The 17,856-nt window shown below is 70.0% G+C and carries 15 protein-coding genes and 1 pseudogene; 12 read left to right on the top strand and 4 right to left on the bottom strand.

Annotation, left to right across the window (positions count from 1 at the left end; translation table 11 throughout):
• The first annotated feature begins 27 nt into the window (after positions 1–27).
• The 5 genes from pstC to phoB are packed head-to-tail and all read left to right on the top strand — an operon-like array spanning position 28 to position 4,870.
• Positions 28–1,272, top strand: coding sequence for a phosphate ABC transporter permease subunit PstC (gene pstC, locus VEA98_RS06835; RefSeq protein ID WP_324812152.1), 1,245 nt, complete (start codon positions 28–30; stop codon positions 1,270–1,272).
• Positions 1,265–2,563: a phosphate ABC transporter permease PstA gene (gene pstA, locus VEA98_RS06830; protein WP_324812149.1), complete on the top strand. Its 1,299-nt coding sequence runs from the start codon at positions 1,265–1,267 to the stop codon at positions 2,561–2,563. Before pstC ends, pstA begins: the two co-directional genes overlap by 8 nt.
• Before the next feature lie 4 nt (positions 2,564–2,567).
• On the top strand, positions 2,568–3,431 hold the full coding sequence (gene pstB / locus VEA98_RS06825; protein ID WP_324812146.1) for a phosphate ABC transporter ATP-binding protein PstB: 864 nt from the start codon (positions 2,568–2,570) through the stop codon (positions 3,429–3,431).
• A gap of 9 nt (positions 3,432–3,440) precedes the next feature.
• Entirely contained in the window at positions 3,441–4,163 is a 723-nt protein-coding gene (gene phoU / locus VEA98_RS06820; RefSeq protein ID WP_324812144.1) for a phosphate signaling complex protein PhoU, read from the top strand.
• A 17-nt stretch (positions 4,164–4,180) separates the two neighbouring features.
• A complete protein-coding gene (gene phoB, locus VEA98_RS06815) occupies positions 4,181–4,870 on the top strand; it encodes a phosphate regulon transcriptional regulator PhoB (protein WP_324812141.1) in 690 nt (229 codons plus the stop codon).
• A 98-nt stretch (positions 4,871–4,968) separates the two neighbouring features.
• On the opposite strand, the gene VEA98_RS06810 is transcribed toward phoB, so the two are convergent.
• The gene (locus tag VEA98_RS06810) at positions 4,969–5,454 is read right to left on the bottom strand and encodes a DUF805 domain-containing protein (protein ID WP_324812139.1); all 486 of its coding nucleotides are present in this window, start codon (positions 5,452–5,454) and stop codon (positions 4,969–4,971) included.
• A gap of 185 nt (positions 5,455–5,639) precedes the next feature.
• On the opposite strand from VEA98_RS06810, the gene VEA98_RS06805 reads away from it, so the two are divergent.
• Positions 5,640–6,473: a hypothetical protein gene (locus VEA98_RS06805; protein ID WP_324812137.1), complete on the top strand. Its 834-nt coding sequence runs from the start codon at positions 5,640–5,642 to the stop codon at positions 6,471–6,473.
• On the opposite strand, the gene VEA98_RS06800 is transcribed toward VEA98_RS06805, so the two are convergent.
• Positions 6,437–7,357: an Hsp33 family molecular chaperone gene (locus VEA98_RS06800; RefSeq protein WP_324812135.1), complete on the bottom strand. Its 921-nt coding sequence runs from the start codon at positions 7,355–7,357 to the stop codon at positions 6,437–6,439. The two genes, VEA98_RS06805 and VEA98_RS06800, sit on opposite strands and share 37 nt — an antisense overlap.
• Positions 7,358–7,508: 151 nt before the next feature.
• Here VEA98_RS06800 and VEA98_RS06795 point away from each other — a divergent pair, with 151 nt between their 5' ends.
• From VEA98_RS06795 to VEA98_RS06770, 6 genes and pseudogenes are all read left to right on the top strand, one after another.
• The gene (locus tag VEA98_RS06795; protein WP_324812132.1) at positions 7,509–8,915 is read left to right on the top strand and encodes an SDR family oxidoreductase; all 1,407 of its coding nucleotides are present in this window, start codon (positions 7,509–7,511) and stop codon (positions 8,913–8,915) included.
• A 212-nt stretch (positions 8,916–9,127) separates the two neighbouring features.
• Positions 9,128–9,643 (top strand): annotated as a pseudogene (locus VEA98_RS06790) (HAD family hydrolase); the annotation flags it as partial.
• A gap of 126 nt (positions 9,644–9,769) precedes the next feature.
• Positions 9,770–11,008 carry a phosphoglycerate dehydrogenase gene (gene serA, locus VEA98_RS06785; protein ID WP_414642158.1) on the top strand — a complete coding sequence of 413 codons (1,239 nt, stop codon included), beginning with the start codon at positions 9,770–9,772 and terminating at the stop codon, positions 11,006–11,008.
• An 89-nt stretch (positions 11,009–11,097) separates the two neighbouring features.
• Positions 11,098–12,942, top strand: coding sequence for an autotransporter domain-containing protein (locus VEA98_RS06780; RefSeq protein ID WP_324812129.1), 1,845 nt, complete (start codon positions 11,098–11,100; stop codon positions 12,940–12,942).
• 265 nt (positions 12,943–13,207) lie between these two features.
• Positions 13,208–13,834 carry a M23 family metallopeptidase gene (locus VEA98_RS06775; protein ID WP_324812128.1) on the top strand — a complete coding sequence of 209 codons (627 nt, stop codon included), beginning with the start codon at positions 13,208–13,210 and terminating at the stop codon, positions 13,832–13,834.
• A gap of 65 nt (positions 13,835–13,899) precedes the next feature.
• Positions 13,900–16,203, top strand: a complete 2,304-nt coding sequence (locus VEA98_RS06770; protein ID WP_324812125.1) for an ATP-binding protein — start codon at positions 13,900–13,902, stop codon at positions 16,201–16,203.
• A gap of 10 nt (positions 16,204–16,213) precedes the next feature.
• On the opposite strand, the gene VEA98_RS06765 is transcribed toward VEA98_RS06770, so the two are convergent.
• The gene (locus VEA98_RS06765) at positions 16,214–16,423 is read right to left on the bottom strand and encodes a hypothetical protein (RefSeq protein WP_324812123.1); all 210 of its coding nucleotides are present in this window, start codon (positions 16,421–16,423) and stop codon (positions 16,214–16,216) included.
• A 14-nt stretch (positions 16,424–16,437) separates the two neighbouring features.
• Positions 16,438–17,718, bottom strand: a complete 1,281-nt coding sequence (aceA, locus tag VEA98_RS06760) for an isocitrate lyase (RefSeq protein WP_324812121.1) — start codon at positions 17,716–17,718, stop codon at positions 16,438–16,440.
• Positions 17,719–17,856: the final 138 nt, after the last annotated feature.

Here is a 17,856-nt window from a genome sequence, read left to right as displayed (position 1 = left end):
CGTCCGATTCACCGGTTCGGGACCCGCATGACCTGGCTCTTCCTGCCGATCCTGATCGCCGCGGCCGCCAGCGCCTGGCTGGGCGGGCGGGCGCTGGCCAGCCGCCGCCAGCAGGGGGTGAAGGCCCATTCGCGCCCGGGCCAGCACGGCGCCTATGCGATGATCTGGAGCGTGGTCCCGGCGCTGGCGGTGCTGGTCGGGGCGACCGTCTTCCGTCCGTCCGTCGGCGCCGGGGCGGCGGCGGCGGGGGCTGCGCTGGCCGCCGCCGCGGGCGCGCTGTTCGCCTTCAGTCGCATCCGCCCGGACCTGCGGGCCCGCAACCGGGTCGAGAGCTGGATCGTCGCCGTCCTGTTCGCCAGTTCGGGCGTGGCCGTTCTGACCACCGTCGGCATCATCGCCTCGCTGGTGTTTGACTCGCTGCGCTTCTTCGCCGCCGTGCCGGTGAGCGAGTTCCTGTTCGGGACGCAGTGGAGCCCCCAGACCGCGATCCGTGCCGACCAGGTCGGCTCCAGCGGCGCCTTCGGGGCCCTGCCCCTGTTCGCCGGCACCTTCCTGATCATGGCCATCGCCATGCTGGTCGCCGCCCCCGTCGGCCTGTTCGCGGCCATATACCTGTCGGAATACGCCGGGCCGGTGTTCCGGGCGACGGTCAAGCCCGTGCTGGAGATTCTCGCCGGCGTGCCGAGCGTGGTCTACGGCTTCTTCGCGGCCCTGACCGTCGGCCCGGCGTTTCGCGAAGCGTTCAACGGGATCGGCGCGCAGCTGGTGGGCGGGCCGCTGGACGGCCTGGGCCACTATCTGATGCTGGTCCAGAACCAGATGGCCCTCGTCGCCGGGGGCGTGATGGGGATCATGCTGATCCCGTTCGTCAGCTCCCTGTCCGACGACATCCTCAACGCCGTGCCGCAGAGCCTGCGCGACGCCTCCTACGCCATGGGCGCGACCCGGTCCGAGACGGTCAAGCGGGTGCTGCTGCCCGCCGCCCTTCCGGGGGTGGCCGGGGCCATGCTGCTGGCCATGTCGCGGGCCATCGGCGAGACCATGATCGTGGTCATGGCGGCCGGCGCCGCCGCCAATCTGACGCTCGATCCGCTGCAGCCGGTCACCACCGTCACCTATCAGATCGTCACCCTGCTGACCGGCGATCTCGAGTTCAACACCCCCAAGACCCTGGCCGCCTTCGGCCTCGGCCTGACCCTGTTCCTCGTCACCCTGGGCCTGAACGTCGTCGCCCAGCGTATCGTCCAGGCCTATCGGCAGGCCTATGACTGAGACCGCCCTCCCCCTGCCCGTGGACGGTTCCGGCCGCGTCGAACGCATGCGCGCCGGCCTGAAGCGCCGCCATGCGCGCGAGACGCGGTTCCGGCTGTACGGCCTGCTGGCCATCGGCGTCGCCGTCGGCTTCCTGCTGCTGCTGCTCGGCCGCATCGTCGAACAGGGCCACAGCGCCTTCTACGGCCACAGCGTCACCGTCCCGGTCTATCTGGACCCGGCGCGGATCGATCCGACCTATCCGCAGGGGACCAATTTCGAACTCCTGGCGGCCGAACAGGCGCTGACCAGGCTGGGCGTCGCCGACGATGCGGCGGGCGCGAAGTCGCGGGCCATGCGCGCCCTGTTCTCGTCCGAGCTCAAATTCATCGCCGCCGACCGGGTCGAGGCCGAGCCCGCACTGATCGGCCGGACCGTGCGGATTGTCGCCCCCCTCTCGGACGACGCCGACCTCTATTTCAAGGGCGAGATCTCGCGGGACACGCCCGAGGCGCAGCGCCGCCTGTCCGACGAGCAGATCGCTTGGCTGGACCGGATGCGCGCCGACGGCCAGATCGAAAGCCGTTTCAACAGCGCCCTGTTCGCCCGCGGCGACTCGACCGAACCCGAGCTCGCCGGGGTGCTCGGCGCCGTGGTCGGCTCGTCCCTGATGCTGCTGGTCACCGCCGTCATCGCCCTTCCGCTCGGCGTCGCCGCGGCCCTCTACCTCGAGGAGTTCGCGCCCAGGGGCCGGCTGACCGACCTGATCGAGGTGAACATCAACAACCTCGCCGCGGTGCCGTCGATCCTCTACGGCCTGCTGGGTCTGGCCGTGTTCATCAACTGGATGCACCTGCCCCGCGCCAGCCCGCTGGTCGGCGGCCTGGTGCTGGCCCTGATGGCCCTGCCGACGATCATCATCGCCACCCGCGCCTCGCTGAAGGCCGTGCCGCCGTCCATCCGCCAGGCCGCGCTGGCCATGGGCGCCTCGAAGACCCAGACCGTGTTCCACCACACCCTTCCGCTGGCCATGCCGGGCGTGATGACCGGCGCCATCATCTCCATGGCCCACGCCCTGGGCGAGACCGCGCCGCTGCTGCTGATCGGCATGGTCAGCTTCGTGCCGGGCGTGTCGCTCGGCCTGACCGAGGCCGGCGGGGCCCTGCCCTCGCTGGTCTACATCTGGGAAAACGCCTCCGAGCGGGCGTTCCACGAGCGCACCGCCGCCGCCATCCTCGTCCTCCTCGCCTTCATGGTCGTCATGAACGGCGCCGCCGTCCTCCTTCGGCGCCGCTTCGAACGCCGGTGGTAGTCCAATGAAATTCCAGCTGTTCCGCGCCCCCGACGGCGCCCATGGCGGCTCTCCGGCCGAGGCCGCGCTGATCGCCCCGCCCTCCGTCCTGCACAGCGCCGACCCCGCGGCGCCGGTCAAGATCGCCGCCCGCGAGGTGTCGGTCTTCTATGGCGACAAACAGGCCCTGTTCGACGTCTCGATCGACATCGCCGACAAGACCGTCACCGCCCTGATCGGCCCGTCCGGCTGCGGCAAGTCGACCTTCCTGCGCGCGATCAACCGCATGAACGACACCATCGCCGGGGCCCGCGTCTCCGGCCGCATCGAGATCGACGGCGAGGACGTCAACGACCGCTCCGTCGACCCCGTCCTGCTGCGCGCCCGCGTCGGCATGGTGTTCCAGAAGCCCAACCCCTTCCCCAAGACCATCTACGAGAACGTCGCCTACGGCCCGCGCATCCACGGCCTCGCCGACGGCAGGGCCGAGCTGGACGGCATCGTCGAGGCCTCGCTCAGGCGCGCCGGCCTGTGGGACGAGGTCGCCGAGCGCCTGCATTCGCCGGGCACGGGCCTGTCCGGGGGCCAGCAGCAGCGCCTCGTCATCGCCCGCGCCATCGCGGTGGAGCCCGAGGTCATCCTGATGGACGAGCCCTGCTCGGCCCTCGACCCCATCGCCACGGCCCGGATCGAGGAGCTGATCGACGAGCTGCGCGAGCGCTACTGCATCGTCATCGTCACCCACTCCATGGCCCAGGCGGCGCGGGTCAGCCAGCGCACCGCCTTCTTCCACCTCGGCCGGCTGGTCGAGATGGGCGATACCGAAGACATCTTCACCAACCCGCGCGAGCCGCGCACGCTTGACTACATCACCGGCCGTTTCGGCTAGGACCCGTCCATGACCCAGCACACCGTCAAGGCCTATGGCGACGAACTGGACCAGCTGACCGCCGAAGTCGCCCGCATGGGCGGCCTCGCCGAGGCCCAGGTCGCCGACGCCGTCGAATCCGTCGCCCGCCGTGACGTGGCCCTCGGCCGCGCGGTGATCGAGCGCGACCAGAAGCTGGACGCCCTGCACCGCGAGATCGAGAAGAAGGCCATCCGCCTGATCGCCCTGCGCCAGCCCGTCGCCTCCGACCTGCGCCGCACCCTGGCGGCGATGAAGCTGGCCACCGACCTCGAACGCACCGGCGACCTCGGCAAGAACATCGCCAAGCGCGGCCTGGTGCTGGCCGAGGGCGAGCCGATGCAGCCCCTGACCCGCTCGATCGAGCGGATGGGCAAGCTGGTCTCCACCCGCCTGCGCGACGTGCTCGACGCCTACGCCGCCGGCGAGATCGACCGGGCGGTCGCCGTCTGGAACACCGACGACGAGGTCGACGAGCACTACAACAGCCTGTTCCGCGAGCTGCTGACCTACATGATGGGCGACCCGCGCACGATCAGCGCCTGCACCCACCTGCTCTTCATGGCCAAGAACCTCGAGCGCATCGGCGACCACGCCACCAATATCGCCGAGACCATCTATTATGAGGTCACCGGCCAGGAGTTCACCGGCGAACGCCCGCGCTGGAACCCCGACGCCGCCGAAGACTCCCCCGAACCGCCGACGTCCGCCTGATTTTCCGGAGAACCGCCGTGCAGCCCTATGTTCTGGTGATGGAAGACGAGGACGCCCTGGCGACCCTGCTCCAGTACAACCTCGAGAAGGAAGGCTACCGGGTCGTCGTCGCCGCCGACGGCGAGGAGGGCATGCTGCAGATCGAGGAGCGCATGCCCGACCTGGTCCTGCTCGACTGGATGCTGCCCAAGCTCAGCGGCATCGAGGTGTGCCGGCGCATCCGCGGCAAGGCCGAGACGCGCAACCTGCCGATCATCATGCTGACCGCGCGCGGCGAGGAGAGCGACCGCGTGCGCGGCCTCGACACCGGCGCCGACGACTACATGACCAAGCCCTTCTCGATGGTCGAGCTCAACGCCCGCATCCGCGCCGTGCTGCGCCGCATCCGCCCGGGCCTGGCCGACGACCGGCTCAACCACGGCGACATCGTCATCGACCGCGTCGCCCACCGGGTCCGCCGGGCCGGCCAGGAAATCCACCTCGGCCCGACCGAATTCCGCCTGCTCGACCACCTGATGCAGCACCCCGGCCGCGTCTTCAGCCGCGAACAGCTGCTCGACGCCGTCTGGGGCTCCGACGTCTACGTCGAGGCCCGCACCGTCGACGTCCACGTCGGCCGCCTGCGCAAGGCGCTGAACATCGAGGGCACCGTCAACCCGATCCGCACGGTGCGCTCGGCGGGCTATTCGCTGGACCTGGGCGGATAGGGCGCCGGCGGGCCACGCCCTTCCCGCTCCTCACCTCGATCTGCGTCCGGCCGGAAAGCGCGCAGTACGCTGTCCGGCCGGCGCGCCCTGACAGATGCCTAGAGGCCCTTGGGGTTGGGCCCGAAGCGGTTGTCGCCGCGCTGGCTGTCGGTGAGGCCGATCCAGAGCAGGAAGCCGAGCCCGACCAGGAACATCAGACCGAACACGCTCATGGCCGGTCCGATCAGGGCGAAGATCGCCGCCGGGTCCTCGTTCTCCAGCGCGGAGGCGTTCATGAAGGCGCTCGCGCCGATCATCATGAAGGCCAGGATCGTGCCGACGATCCCCACCGCATAGGGAATGGCGGCCAGCCAGCCCGAGTGGCCCATGTCGTGGAGCCGCTTCACGGTGATCGCCAGGTTCGGCCAGATCAGCGCGATGGACAGGATGAACCCGAGCAGCGGGATCCAGCCGAACACCACGCCGAGACCCAGGCAGATCAGCCAGCCGATCCAGAAATGCGATCGGCGCGACCGGCCCTCGAACGAGAAGAGAAGATGCTTCCAGTCGAAGCCCTGAACCTGGGTTGAAGAGTCGATGGTCATGTGATTCTCCCCTGACCGGCCGATCTGATGAGGGGAGCATGACTGAGGGGGCAGACCTTCGCAAGCCGCGGTTAGGCCAGCGAGACGCCCCTGCCGGTTTGGCGGAAACCCGTCCGGGCCGAACCACAATTCCGCCGCCGTCGCCGGTCCAGCTATGCAACCGGACATAGGGGGAGGCTCGAAGAATGATCGGCATGGTCATGGCGGCGGCGTTGTCTGCGGCGCCCGCGTGCGTTCCGCCGCCGGGCACGGAGGCCCTGCTGGCGACGCCCCAGCGGGTCATCGTGATCGGCGAGATGCACGGAACGGCCGAGACTCCGGCGGCTTTCGCCGAAATCGTCTGCGCCGCCGCGGAGCGGGGGCCGGTGACCGTGGCGCTGGAGCTTCCGCAGGGGATGCAGCCCAGCCTCGACGCCTTCCTCGCCGCGCCGGATGCGGCGGCGGCGCTGGCGGCCCTCGAGGGCAGCCCCTTCCTCGACCCGGCGATGAACGACGGTCGGTCCAGCGAGGCGATGCTGGCGATGCTGAACTCGGTCCGTGAGCTGAAGCTGGCCGGCCGGGACGTCGCCTTCCACGCGTTCCAGCCGTCGCAGTCTCGCCCGCGCGGCCTGGACCAGTCGTGGTACGAGCTGGACATGGGCCACATCCTGGCGATGGCGGTCTTCGCCCGAGCCGACGCCCGGGTCCTGGCGCTCGTCGGCAACCTCCACGCCCGCAAGACCGCCATAGACCGCTTCCCCGATCTCGGCCTGCCCGCCGCCGCCCACCTGCCGGCGGCGGACACCCTCACCCTCAACGTGGCCCAGCAGGGCGGCGAGGCCTGGAATTGCCAGCGCGAGTGCGGGCCCAACGCGTCGATCTCCACCTACGACGGGGAGGCGCGGGGTGTGGTGCTCGAGCCTGCCGGAGACGGCGCCTACGACGGCGTCCTCGCCCTTGGACCGACTACGGCGTCGCCGCCGGTCCGGCCCGCCGCGGACGATCAGCCCTCCCCGACGTCCTCCGGCTCCAGCTCGTAGACCGTCGCGCAGTATTCGCACGTCACCCGGATCTTGCCGTCCGGCTCGACCATCTCCGCCCGCTCCTCGGGCGCGAACGACGCCAGCACCGTGCCGATGCGGTCCTTCGAGCAGCGGCACACCGCCTGCAGCGTCCGGGCGTCCTCCAGCCGCACGCCGTCCTCGTGGAACAGGCGGAACAGCAGGGTCTCGGGCGACACGGTCGGGTCGATCAGCTCGTCGTCGCCCAGCGTCTGGAACAGGGCGCGCGAGCGGTCCCACGCCTCTTCGGTCGAACCGCGGGCGTCGTCCCCGGCGATCAGCTGGATCAGCGCCCCGCCGGCCCGCCACGCCGTGCCGGCGTCGGTGGTCACGGCGCCGACCGCGAGCCGGACCTTGGTCGGGATCTGCTCGGACTGCTGGAAATAGTGTTCGGCGGCCAGCGACAGGCTCTCGCCCTCGATCGGGGTGATGCCCTGGGTGCGCTCGAAATCGGGGCCGCGGTCCAGCGTCATGACGAACACGCCGTCGCCCAGCAGCGTCTTCGCGCCGGGACGCGAGAAACCCTGCGAGGCCGCGGCGACCTCGGCCTCGTCGAAGCGGCAGTAGCCGCGCAGGTGGCCCTGCGTGTCGTAGTCAGCGACCACGTAGCGGACCGGACCGTCGCCCTGGGCCTGGACGATCAGCCGGCCGTCGAACTTCAGGCTGGAGCCGATCAGGGCGGCCAGGGCGCAGGCCTCGCCGAGCAGGGCGGCCACGGGCTCGGGGTAGGCGTGGGCCGACAGGATGGCGTCGATGGTCGAACCCAGACGGACCAGCCGGCCGCGCACCGGCCAGCCTTCGATCTGGAAGGCGGCGGCGATGTTGTCGGCGGTAGGCGCGGCGGCGGGCGCGTGATCGGTCACGGCGGTCCTCGAAAAGGGGCGGTTGTGCGGAAGCGCCGCAAGATAGGCGCCCGTATCGCGATTGGTAAGGGCGGCGTGCTAGACGAGGAACCGGCGGGGTTGCGGTCCCGTTCCAGAAGGCCCCTGTCGAACCTGTCCAGCCGGCGATTTCATGACCAAAGCGACGCTCAAGCCCCTGAAACAGCAGGCCATCGTGGTCACCGGCGCGACCTCGGGCATCGGCCTGGCGGTGGCCCGGCGGGCGGCGCGGGCCGGGGCCTGCGTCTTCCTGATCGCCCGCGGCGAGAACGACCTGAAGGCGCTGACCGAAGAGTTGCAGGCCAGCGGCGCGCGCGCCGCCTGGGCCGTGGCTGACGTGGCCGATCATGAAGCGCTGAAGGAGGCGGCGGAAAAATGCGTGCGCCTGTTCGGCGGCTTCGACACCTGGGTCAACAACGCCGGGATCTCGATCTTCGGGGAGATCCGCGAGACCTCGCTGGACGACCAGCGGCGGCTGTTCGAGACCAACTACTGGGGCGTGGTCAACGGCTCCATCGTCGCCGCCGACCACCTGCGCGAGCGCCCCGGCGGCGGGTCGATCATCAACGTCGGCTCGATCCTGTCCGACGCGCCGATCCCGGTGCAGGGCGTCTATTCCGCCTCCAAGCACGCGGTGAAGGGCTTCACCAACGCCCTGCGCATGGAGCTGATGCGCGAGGAGGCGCCGATCGCGGTCAGCCTGGTCAAGCCCGGGGCCATCGACACCCCCTACAACAAGCACGCCCGCAACCTGACCGGCTATGCGATGCAGAACCCGCAGCCGGTCTATGCGACCCATGTGGTGGCCGACACCATCCTCTATTGCGCCGAGCATCCGATCCGCGAGATCACCGTGGGCGGCGGCAGCCGCCTGATCGCCAGCTTCTATTCCGCCCTGCCCGGCCTGGCGGAACCTCTTTTCGCCCGGTTCGCTCCTAGCCTGATGCGGGACAGGAGTTCCGCCTGGCAGCCGGACGAGGACGGGCTCTACGACCCGACCGAGGACGGCCTCGACGAAGAGGTCTACTATCCGATGGTTCGACAATTCTCCGCTCTCGCCGAGGTTCGGAAGCATCCCGGAATCACCGCCGGCGTGGTGGCCATTCTCGCCGGAGTCGGCCTCGCCACCCTGCTGCTGAACCAGCGCACCGGGCCGACGCGGCTGGAAAGCATCCGCGGGCGCTTCAACCCCCGCGGCTGGGTCGATACGACGGGCCTGCGCAGCCGCTTCGACGACCTGACCGAGACGGTGCGGCGAGGCGTCAGCGAGGCCGGCGAGCGGGCCGCGGAGTTCGGCGACGAGGCCGGGCACCGCTCGCGCCGCTTCCTGCACGACACCCGCCATTCCTCGCGCAAGGCGCTCAAGAAGCACGGCAAGCGCGCCCGCCACTACGCCTCCGAAGCCGGGACCTACGCCCGCGATCACGCCAGGGAGGGCGGCGCCATCCTCGCCCTCGCCACGATCGCGGCCGCCGTCGGCGCAGCGGCCCTGGACGCCCGTCGGCCGGACAGCCGCCTGCGCAGCCTCGGGCGCTTCTGAGGGCCTGCGTCCGGTTTTGACGTAGGCCTCTGATAGGGTGACGCCGGTGGTCTCGATCGAGGCGGCCGGCGTGTCCACGTCTGGACGATGCGGACGCAGCGCACTCTACGGACGCAGTGCACTCTACGGACGCTTCGGACGGTATTTTTGGTTTTATCCGGGTAAAACCCGCCGCCATTGCTGCACGTGCGAAGCTGGGCCAAGGTCGCGCCATGGCCGGGACCTGGGTTTTCGATTTCGACTCCACGCTCGTCGACTTCGAGACGCTGGAGGCGCTCGCCGGCCTCGCCCTGGAGGGCCACCCTGACGCTTCGTCCATCCAGGCTGAGATCGGACGGCTGACGGACCTCGCCATGGCCGGCGAGATGCCCTTCGCCGAGGCCCTGAAGCGTCGCCTCGCCCTCCTGCCCCTGACCCGCGCCCATCTCGCCGCCCTGTCCGGCGAGGCCGTGGGCCGCCTCTCCCCCTCGGTCCGGCGCAACCTCGCCTTCTTCCGCGATCACGCCGGGCGGATCGTCATCGTCTCCGGCGGCTTCCGGGAGGTGATCGCAGGGGTGGCGGATTTCCTCGGCGTCCCTCCGGACCGGGTCATCGCCAACGACCTCGCCTACGACGGGGACAGGGTCGCCGGCGTCGCCGACAGCCCCCTGCTCGACCCGTTCGGCAAGGCGGCGGCGCTCAGGGCCCTGAACCTTCCAGGCCCCGTCGTCATGGTCGGCGACGGCTGGACCGATGCCGAGGTGAAGCAGGCCGGGGTCGCCCACCGCTTCTACGCCTTCACCGAGGTGGTGCGCCGGGACCGCGTCGTCGCCGCCGCCGACGCCGAGGTGCGCTCCATCGACGAGCTCCTGCATCTGGAGGGCCTCGCCGGCCGATGGTCCTATCCGCGCAGCCGCATGCGCATCCTGCTGCTGGAGGCCGTCCATCCCGCCGCCGTCGAACGGCTGGAAGCCGCCGGCTATCAGGTCGAGACGGTGAAGGGCGCGCTCGCAGAAGAGGCCCTGATCGAGCGCATCAGAGGCGTGCATGTGCTGGGCGTCCGCTCCAAGACCGCGGTCAGCGCCCGGGTTCTTGACGCCGCCGACAAGCTGATGGCGGTCGCCGCCTTCTGCATCGGGACCAACCAGATCGATCTCGACGCCGCCGCCGGGCGCGGGATCGCCGTGTTCAACGCCCCCTATTCCAACACCCGCTCTGTGGTCGAACTGGCCGTCGGCCTGATCATCGCCCTGCTGCGCGACGTCGCTGACAAGTCCGCCGCCATGCACCGCGGCGAATGGAACAAGTCCGCAACCGGCGCGCGCGAGCTGCGCGGCAAGACGTTGGGCATCGTCGGCTACGGCGCCATCGGCTCCCAGCTGTCGGTGCTGGCCGAGGCGCTGGGCATGCGCGTCATCTTCCACGACCTGACCGAGCGCCTGGCCCTGGGCAACGCCCGCCGCATGCCGTCCCTCCAGGCGCTGCTGACGGAAAGCGACGTCGTCAGCCTGCACGTCGACGGCCGGACCGAAAACACCGTCCTGATCGGCGCCGCCGAGCTGTCGCGGATGAAGCCGGGCGCCCTGCTGCTCAACCTGTCGCGCGGCCATGTGGTCGACGTCGGCGCCCTGGCCCAGGCCCTGGGCTCGGGCCGCATCGGCGGCGCGGCGGTCGACGTCTTCCCTGACGAGCCGGCCACCAACGCCGATCCGTTCGACAGTCCCCTGCGCGGCCTGAGGAACGTTATCCTCACCCCCCACATCGGCGGCTCCACCGAGGAGGCCCAGGAGGCCATCGCCGAGTTCGCCGCCGAGCGGCTGCTCGGCTACCTGAATCGCGGCGACACCACCTTCTGCGTCAACCTCCCCAACGTGCAGCTGGCCGAGGTGTCCGGCGCCCACCGCATCCTGCACATCCACCGCAACCAGCCCGGCGTCCTGGCCGAGCTGAACCGCGCCCTGGCGGCGGCCGGGCTGAACATCCTCGGCCAGCACCTGAAGACCGACGAGCGCACCGGCTACGTCATCACCGACGTGGACCGCGACTATGATCCCGCCTCGCTGCACGCCCTGCGCAGTGTGGCCGGGACGCTGCGGTTCCGGATGCTGCACTGAAAGCTTCCCCGGCGGCATCTTGCGCAGCGCGAAAACGCGCGCAGAGTGCTCGCAACGGTCGCATGATGACGGCCGAGGGAGGATCATCGATGTCTCGTTTCCTGCGCAACGCGGCCGCCGCCGCGCTGGCCGTCGCCGCTGTCGGCGCGTTCGCCTCGGCCGCCAGCGCCCAGAGCTACGACCGTCTCGTCGTCTTCGGCGACAGCCTGAGCGACAACGGCAACCTTTACGCCGTGACCTTCGGCACGCAGCCGCTGTCGCCTCCCTACTACCAGGGCCGCTTCTCGAACGGGCCGGTCTTCACCGAACTGCTCGGCTTCAACGCGGGACGCTTCACCGCCGGGGCCCCGCTGACCGGCAGCGTCAACTACGCCTTCGGGGGAGCGCGCACGGACAACGCCGCCAACCCGCCGGGCATGCGCAACCAGTTGCTGGCCTACACCGGCGCCGGCGGCACCTTCGGCAGCAATGATCTCGTCAGCGTCCTCGGCGGCGCCAACAACCTGTTCCAGCAACTCGGCGCCTACGGGGCCCTGTCGCCCGCCCAACAGGCCGCGACCAACCCCCAGGCCTTTGTCCAACCGACCGCCCTGGCCGCCGCCGCCGATATCAACTTCATCGTCAACTCGGTCGCCGCGGCGGGCGCCGGCACGGTGCTGGTGACCAACCTGCCCCGGCTCGGCATCACCCCGCAGTTCAACCAGGGACCCGCGGCGCCGCTCGGCCCGCTGGCCGACTTCGCCGGAACGACCTTCAACTCGGCCCTGTCGACGGGCCTGTTCACGGTCGCTGCAGCCAATCCGAACAGCAACATCATCCTGATGGACCTGTACAAGATCAGCGACACGCTGGCGGGCAGTCCCGGAGCGTTCGGCCTGAGCAACGCCCATGACTCCTGCTTCAACGGCGTCACGGTCTGCGCCAACCCCGACAGCTACCTGTACTGGGACAGCGTCCATCCGACCGCGGCCGGGCACCGACTGATCGCCGCCTTGGCCAACGACTATCTCTACTACGGCGACCTGGGAGCCCAATCGACCGTCCAGGCCGAGACCGGCTTCCGCCAGCGTGAGGACCTGTTGGACCTCGCCAGCGAAGGGCTGTCGGCGCGGGCCGCCTGGAGCCCCCGCACCCGCCTGACCTTCGGGGCGATCTACGACAGCGTTGAGACCGACGCCCGCGGCGTGGCGGCCCGGGCCGACGCCAGGGGCTGGGGCGGCCGGTTCGGCCTCGACCACGTCATCTCCGACAGCGCCCGCTTCGGCGTCGCCGGCACCTTCCGCACCGCGGAAGTCGAGGCAGGGGCGATGGAGTTCGACGTTCAGACCTATGCCTTCGACGTCTACGCCGGATGGCGTTCGGGTTCGATGTTCGTCAGCGCCGCCGCCGGCGGCTCGATCGACCAGTATGACGACATCAGCCGCGTCACGGCGCTGGCCCCGGTCGTGCACAGCGGCGAAACCGACGGCGGCAGCCTCGGCGCTCGCGTGCAGGCCGGCCTGTGGTTCGACATGGGGGGCATCGCCCTGTCTCCCCGCGCGGCGGTCAACTTCGTCTCGACCGAGGTCAACGGCTACGTCGAACAGGGCATCGCCGCCCAGTACCAGTACGAGGACCGGACCGTGCAGGCGGCGAGCGGGGAAGTCTCCCTGCGCGCCGAGGGCGGCGGCGAGGGGATGAATTTCTGGATCGAAGGCGGCTACCGCGACTCGTTCGGCGAGAGCAGCGACGCGGTCCGGGTCGGGATTGCCGGCAACCCCGCCCACGTGCTCGAGCGGGCCTTCGACGATCCGTTCGGCGGCTCGATGATGGCGTCGGCCGGGCTCGAGGCCGAGGTCGGACCGGGGACCGTTTCGGTCGGCTACCGCGGCCGCTTCGGCGACGCGGCGGACAGCCACGTCGGGGCAATCACCCTCAGCCTGCCGCTCCAGTAAGCTGATCGCGAAAACCGGATCAGGCGCGTCGCAGTCGGGCGGCGCGCCTTTTTCGTACAAGCCGTTTCTATTGTTTTTAAACTTGTTTTTACCGCTCCGCTGCGACCTCCTGTCGCCCCGACGGAACCTTTTCGGCCCCAAAGTCGCCCCCGCCGCCGCGTAGGAAAGACGTCCTCCCGGTCGCCGGCCGAGAGCGTCGCCCGTTGGCGGCCCGCCGGCGCCTTCACCGCTCAACAGAGCCGAAAAGACGGAGCTGACGCCGCCCATGCGACGCCTGTTGCCGACCGCCCGGTCGTTCCTTTTCCATTCCGGCCAGGCCGCTGCGCTCGGCGCGGCCGCCGTGCTGGCCATGGCCGCCGCCCCGGCCCCGGAGCCCTACTACGCCCCGGCCGAACCCGAAGTCGCCGTGCCCGAGGCCCCGCCCGTCGCGGCCGTGGCCCAGCCGGCCGGGCCGATCACCCGCCTCATCGCCTTCGTTGCGCCGCTGCGCGGCTACGCCATCAACTCGGCGTTCGGGCTGCGTCGTCTGGCCAGCGAAGCCAAGGCGCGCCAGCACAAGGGCGTCGACATGGCGGCGCCGACCGGCACGAGCGTCTACGCCGCCTGCGAGGGCGAGGTGCTGCGCACCGGCTACGACGCCGGCGGCTACGGCCGCTTCATCGAGCTGCGCCACCCGAACGGCATGAGCACCCTCTACGGCCACCTGAGCCGCATCGACGTCGCTCGGGGCGATCGCATCGGCGCGCAGGAGCGGATCGGCCTGGTCGGGTCCACCGGCCGCTCCACCGGCCCGCACCTGCACTTTGAGGTTCGCCGCGACCACGCCCAGATCAATCCGACCACCGTGGTCGGCCAATCGTTCGAGATCACGGTCGATCCCGCGGCCGTCTAGGTCCGGTTGCACGCCACGGTTTATTCACCCCTTTGCCGGATGCTGTTCGGTCAAGAGGGGGCGACTTGGACCGAATCCTTTACTGCCTGACGATCGAGCACGACCTGCGCTGGACGCTGGCGGCCGCCGTCCTGTGCGTGTTCGGACTCGGAACGGCCTTCCGGCTGCTGGTTGAGGCGCGCGGGCTCCAGCGCGCCCGGCGGCGTGAAGTCGCCCTGATCGGCGCCGTCGTCGGCGGCGTGGCCGCCTTCTCGACCCACTTCGTGGCCATGCAGGGTTATCAGGCCGGCGGCGAGGTCCGGTACGGCCTGGTCCTCACCCTCGCCTCGCTCGCCCTTGGCGTGGGCGGGGTGGCGCTCGGTTCGGTCATCCTGATGATCAAGGGCAACCGCCTGTACCGGGGGCTGGGCGGCATGGTCGGCCTGTCCGGCGTCGCCGCCATGCATTTCGTCGGCATCGCCGCGCTGGACCTGCCCGGCCGGGCCATCGGATGGGATCCTGTCCTCGCCGGCGCAGCCGTCGTCGGCGGCCTTGCGGTGGCGCTCCTGACCGGCGCGGTCGTCTACGGCAAGGGTGCGGCGCGCTTCGTCGCCACCTGCATCTCGGGGGCGCTGTCGATCATCGTCCTGCATTTCACGGCCATGAGCGCCATGACCGTCACGCCCGAACCGGCGGCCCTCGCCACCGCCGCCAGCGTCTTCGGTCCCACCTTCTCCGCCTCAACCATGCTGGCGGTGCTGACCGTCATGGTCATGAGCATTGTCGGCGTCGCCGGCGCCGTTGCCTGGATGGGCTATTTCTCGCGCTCCAGCGCCCTGAACCAGATCCGCGAAGCCATCGACGCCATGCCGGACGGCCTGGCCTTTTTTGACGCCGACGACCGGCTCGTGCTGTGGAACAACCGCTATGACGAGGTGAACCCGGAGCTGTCGTCCAACCTCCAGGCCGGCATGACCTTCCGCGAGATCATCCAGATCGGCCTCAGCGAGGGCCTCTACGCCGAGGCCAAGGGCCGCGAGGACGAGTGGATCCGGGAGCGGATGGAGTCGCGCCGCGCCCTGTCCGCCATGATGGAACAGCGTATCGCCGGCGACCGCTGGCTGCGTGTGGCCGACCGGCGCACGGCCGCCGGCGGCATCGTCACCGTCTGCACGGACATCACCGATCTGAAGAACGACGCCCGCGCCCTCGCCGAGGCGCGCGACGCCGCCGAGGCCGCCAACGCCGCCAAGAGCCAGTTCCTCGCCAATATGAGCCACGAGATCCGCACGCCCCTGAACGGCGTCATCGGCGTGGCCCAGGCCCTCGGCGCCACCAACCTGTCGCCGCAGCAGGTAGAGATGCTGGAGCTGATCCAGTCCTCGGGCCGTACGCTGCAGGTGCTGCTCAGCGACATCCTCGATCTGGCGCGGGTCGAGTCGGGACGGCTGGAACTGTCGGAGGAGGCCTTCGATCTCGGCCGCGCCGTTCGGGATGCGGCCCAGCTCTATGAAGCCTCCGCCCGCGACAAGGGACTGCAGTTCTTCGTCGAGATCGCGCCGGAGGCGGACTGCTGGATCGCCGGCGACGTGGTGCGTCTGAAGCAGATCCTGACCAACCTCGTCTCCAACGCCGTGAAGTTCACCACCGAGGGTTTCGTCAGCCTGACCGCCGCGGCCGGCCCCGACCGAAACGGAGCGCCCACGCTGCGCTTCTCCGTCGAGGACACCGGCATCGGCTTCGACTGCCAGACCCGGGACCGCCTGTTCAGCCGGTTCGAGCAGGCTGACGGGGCCATCACCCGAAAATTCGGCGGCTCCGGCCTTGGCCTGGCCATCTCGCGCCAACTGGCCGAGATGATGGGCGGCGAGCTGGATTGCGAAAGCGAGCCCGGCGGCGGTTCCGCCTTCATCCTGACCGTGCCGTTCAAGGCGGCCCAAGCCCCTGCGATCCCCGGCGGGGCGACGGACGCGGACGAGGCTCAGGAGGGCCGCACCGTGCGCGTGCTGCTGGCCGACGACCACCCCGTCAACCGGCGCGTGGTCGAGATGATTCTGGCGCAGGCGGACGTGGCGCTGACGTCGGTGGAGGACGGCGCCGAGGCGCTTCAGGCGATGCGCGACGCCGACTACGACCTGATCCTGATGGACATGCAGATGCCGGTGATGGACGGGCTGACGGCGACCCGGGAGATTCGCCTGCACGAAGCGGCGATGGGCCTGGACCGGACGCCGATCGTCATGCTGACGGCCAACGCCCTGCCCGAGCATATCGTCGCGGCCGAGGCCGCCGGCGCGGACCTGCACCTGGCCAAGCCGTTCGACGCGGCGGATCTGCTGAACCTGCTGGTCAGCCTGCCCCGCGCGGCCGCCAAGTCGATGGCGGCCTGATCGGACCCCTCTATTCGTAGCCGTGCGCGGCCTCGTTGATGACCTGCGACGGCATCGACGAGAAGTCGACGGCGACCGGCTGGGCCAGCTTTCGCTGGAAGGTCTTGATGACGTGTTCGAGACGCCGGCGCACCTCGCGCTCGGCCTCCGAGCCGGTATCGAGCTTCAACGGATCAAGGCAGAAGTCGATGATCGCCTGCGGTCGGGACATGGGTTCCATGGGGGGTCTCCTGCTCATTCCGCCGCGACGAACTGCGCGGCTTCGGTGGATTGCTGCATCGCCGTGGTCGAGGACCTGCCGTTCGAGATGACCGTGGCGACCTGGTCGAAATAGCCGGTGCCGACCTCGCGCTGATGGCGGGTGGCGGTGTAGCCGGCGGCCTCGTTGGCGAACTCGCGCTGCTGAAGCTCGGAATAGGCGGCCATGCCGCGCTCGCGGTAGCCGTCGGCCAGCTCGAACATGGCGTTGTTCAGGCTGTGGAAGCCGGCCAGGGTCACGAACTGGAATTTGTAGCCCATGGCCCCCAGCTCGCGCTGGAACCTGGCGATGGTGGCGTCGTCGAGCTTCGCCTTCCAATTGAAGGACGGCGAGCAGTTGTAGGCCATCAGCTTTCCGGGGTGCTCGCGCTGGATCGCCTCGGCGAAACGGCGAGCGTCGTCCAGATCCGGGTGCGAGGTCTCCCACCACAGCACGTCGGCGTATTTCGCATAGGCGAGGCCGCGGGCGATGCAGTGATCCAGGCCCGTGCCGGGCTTCAGACGGAAGAAGCCCTCCGGCGTGCGCTGGTCCCGGTCAATGAAGGGGTGATCGCGCTCATCGACGTCCGAGGTGATCAGCTGGGCGCTCTCGGCGTCCGTCCGCGCCACGATCAGCGTCGGCGCCCCCATGACGTCGGCCGCCAGCCGGGCCGCGATCAGGTTGCGCTCGTGGGCCCGCGTCGGGATCAGCACCTTGCCGCCCAGGTGGCCGCACTTCTTCTCGGAGGCCAGCTGGTCCTCGAAATGGACCCCGGCGGCGCCCGCCTCGATGAAGGCCTTCATGATCTCGAAGCTGTTCAGCGGCCCGCCGAACCCGGCCTCGGCGTCGGCGACGATGGGCACGAACCAATCCCGCTTCGCGCCGCCCTCGGCGTGCTCGATCTGGTCGGCGCGCTGCAGGGTGCGGTTGATGCGGCGGCACAGCTCGGGCGCGGCGTTGGCCGGGTACAGCGACTGGTCAGGATACATGGCGCCGGCCGTGTTGGCGTCCGCCGCCACCTGCCAGCCTGACAGATAGATAGCCTTAAGTCCGGCGCGGACCATCTGCATGGCCTGGTTGCCGGTCACGGCGCCCAGCGCATTCACGAACGGCGCGTCGTGCAGCAACTGCCACAGCCGGTTGGCGCCGCGCTCGGCCAGGGTGTGGGTGATCGGCAGCGAGCCGCGCAGGCGCAGCACATCCTCGGGGCTGTAGGGCCGCTCGACGCCGTCGAAGCGGCCGTGGGGTGAAGGAACGAGCTCGGCGAAGCTGGTCATGGTCGGTCTCTGCGCGGGCGGGCCGGGCTGGCCGCGGATCACGCAGAGGGAAACACGCGAATGTCATGACTGACACATCCAAACCGCCTACATTATAGTCGGTTGGTCACATTATGACACTTGCTGTTAAGTCATTCT

The sequence above is a fragment of the Brevundimonas sp. genome (assembly GCF_035627055.1).
GTDB lineage: Bacteria > Pseudomonadota > Alphaproteobacteria > Caulobacterales > Caulobacteraceae > Brevundimonas.
This window is presented reverse-complemented; position numbering and strand designations above follow the sequence as displayed.

Coding starts and splice junctions, on each gene's coding strand:
- VEA98_RS06810 (WP_324812139.1), bottom strand. CDS start 5,454: ATGACCATCGACTCTTCAACCCAGGTTCAGGGCTTCGACTGGAAGCAT.
- VEA98_RS06795 (WP_324812132.1), top strand. CDS start 7,509: ATGACCAAAGCGACGCTCAAGCCCCTGAAACAGCAGGCCATCGTGGTC.
- VEA98_RS06765 (WP_324812123.1), bottom strand. CDS start 16,423: ATGGAACCCATGTCCCGACCGCAGGCGATCATCGACTTCTGCCTTGAT.
- pstA (WP_324812149.1), top strand. CDS start 1,265: ATGACTGAGACCGCCCTCCCCCTGCCCGTGGACGGTTCCGGCCGCGTC.
- VEA98_RS06805 (WP_324812137.1), top strand. CDS start 5,640: ATGATCGGCATGGTCATGGCGGCGGCGTTGTCTGCGGCGCCCGCGTGC.
- phoU (WP_324812144.1), top strand. CDS start 3,441: ATGACCCAGCACACCGTCAAGGCCTATGGCGACGAACTGGACCAGCTG.
- VEA98_RS06780 (WP_324812129.1), top strand. CDS start 11,098: ATGTCTCGTTTCCTGCGCAACGCGGCCGCCGCCGCGCTGGCCGTCGCC.
- pstB (WP_324812146.1), top strand. CDS start 2,568: ATGAAATTCCAGCTGTTCCGCGCCCCCGACGGCGCCCATGGCGGCTCT.
- aceA (WP_324812121.1), bottom strand. CDS start 17,718: ATGACCAGCTTCGCCGAGCTCGTTCCTTCACCCCACGGCCGCTTCGAC.
- pstC (WP_324812152.1), top strand. CDS start 28: ATGACCTGGCTCTTCCTGCCGATCCTGATCGCCGCGGCCGCCAGCGCC.
- VEA98_RS06775 (WP_324812128.1), top strand. CDS start 13,208: ATGCGACGCCTGTTGCCGACCGCCCGGTCGTTCCTTTTCCATTCCGGC.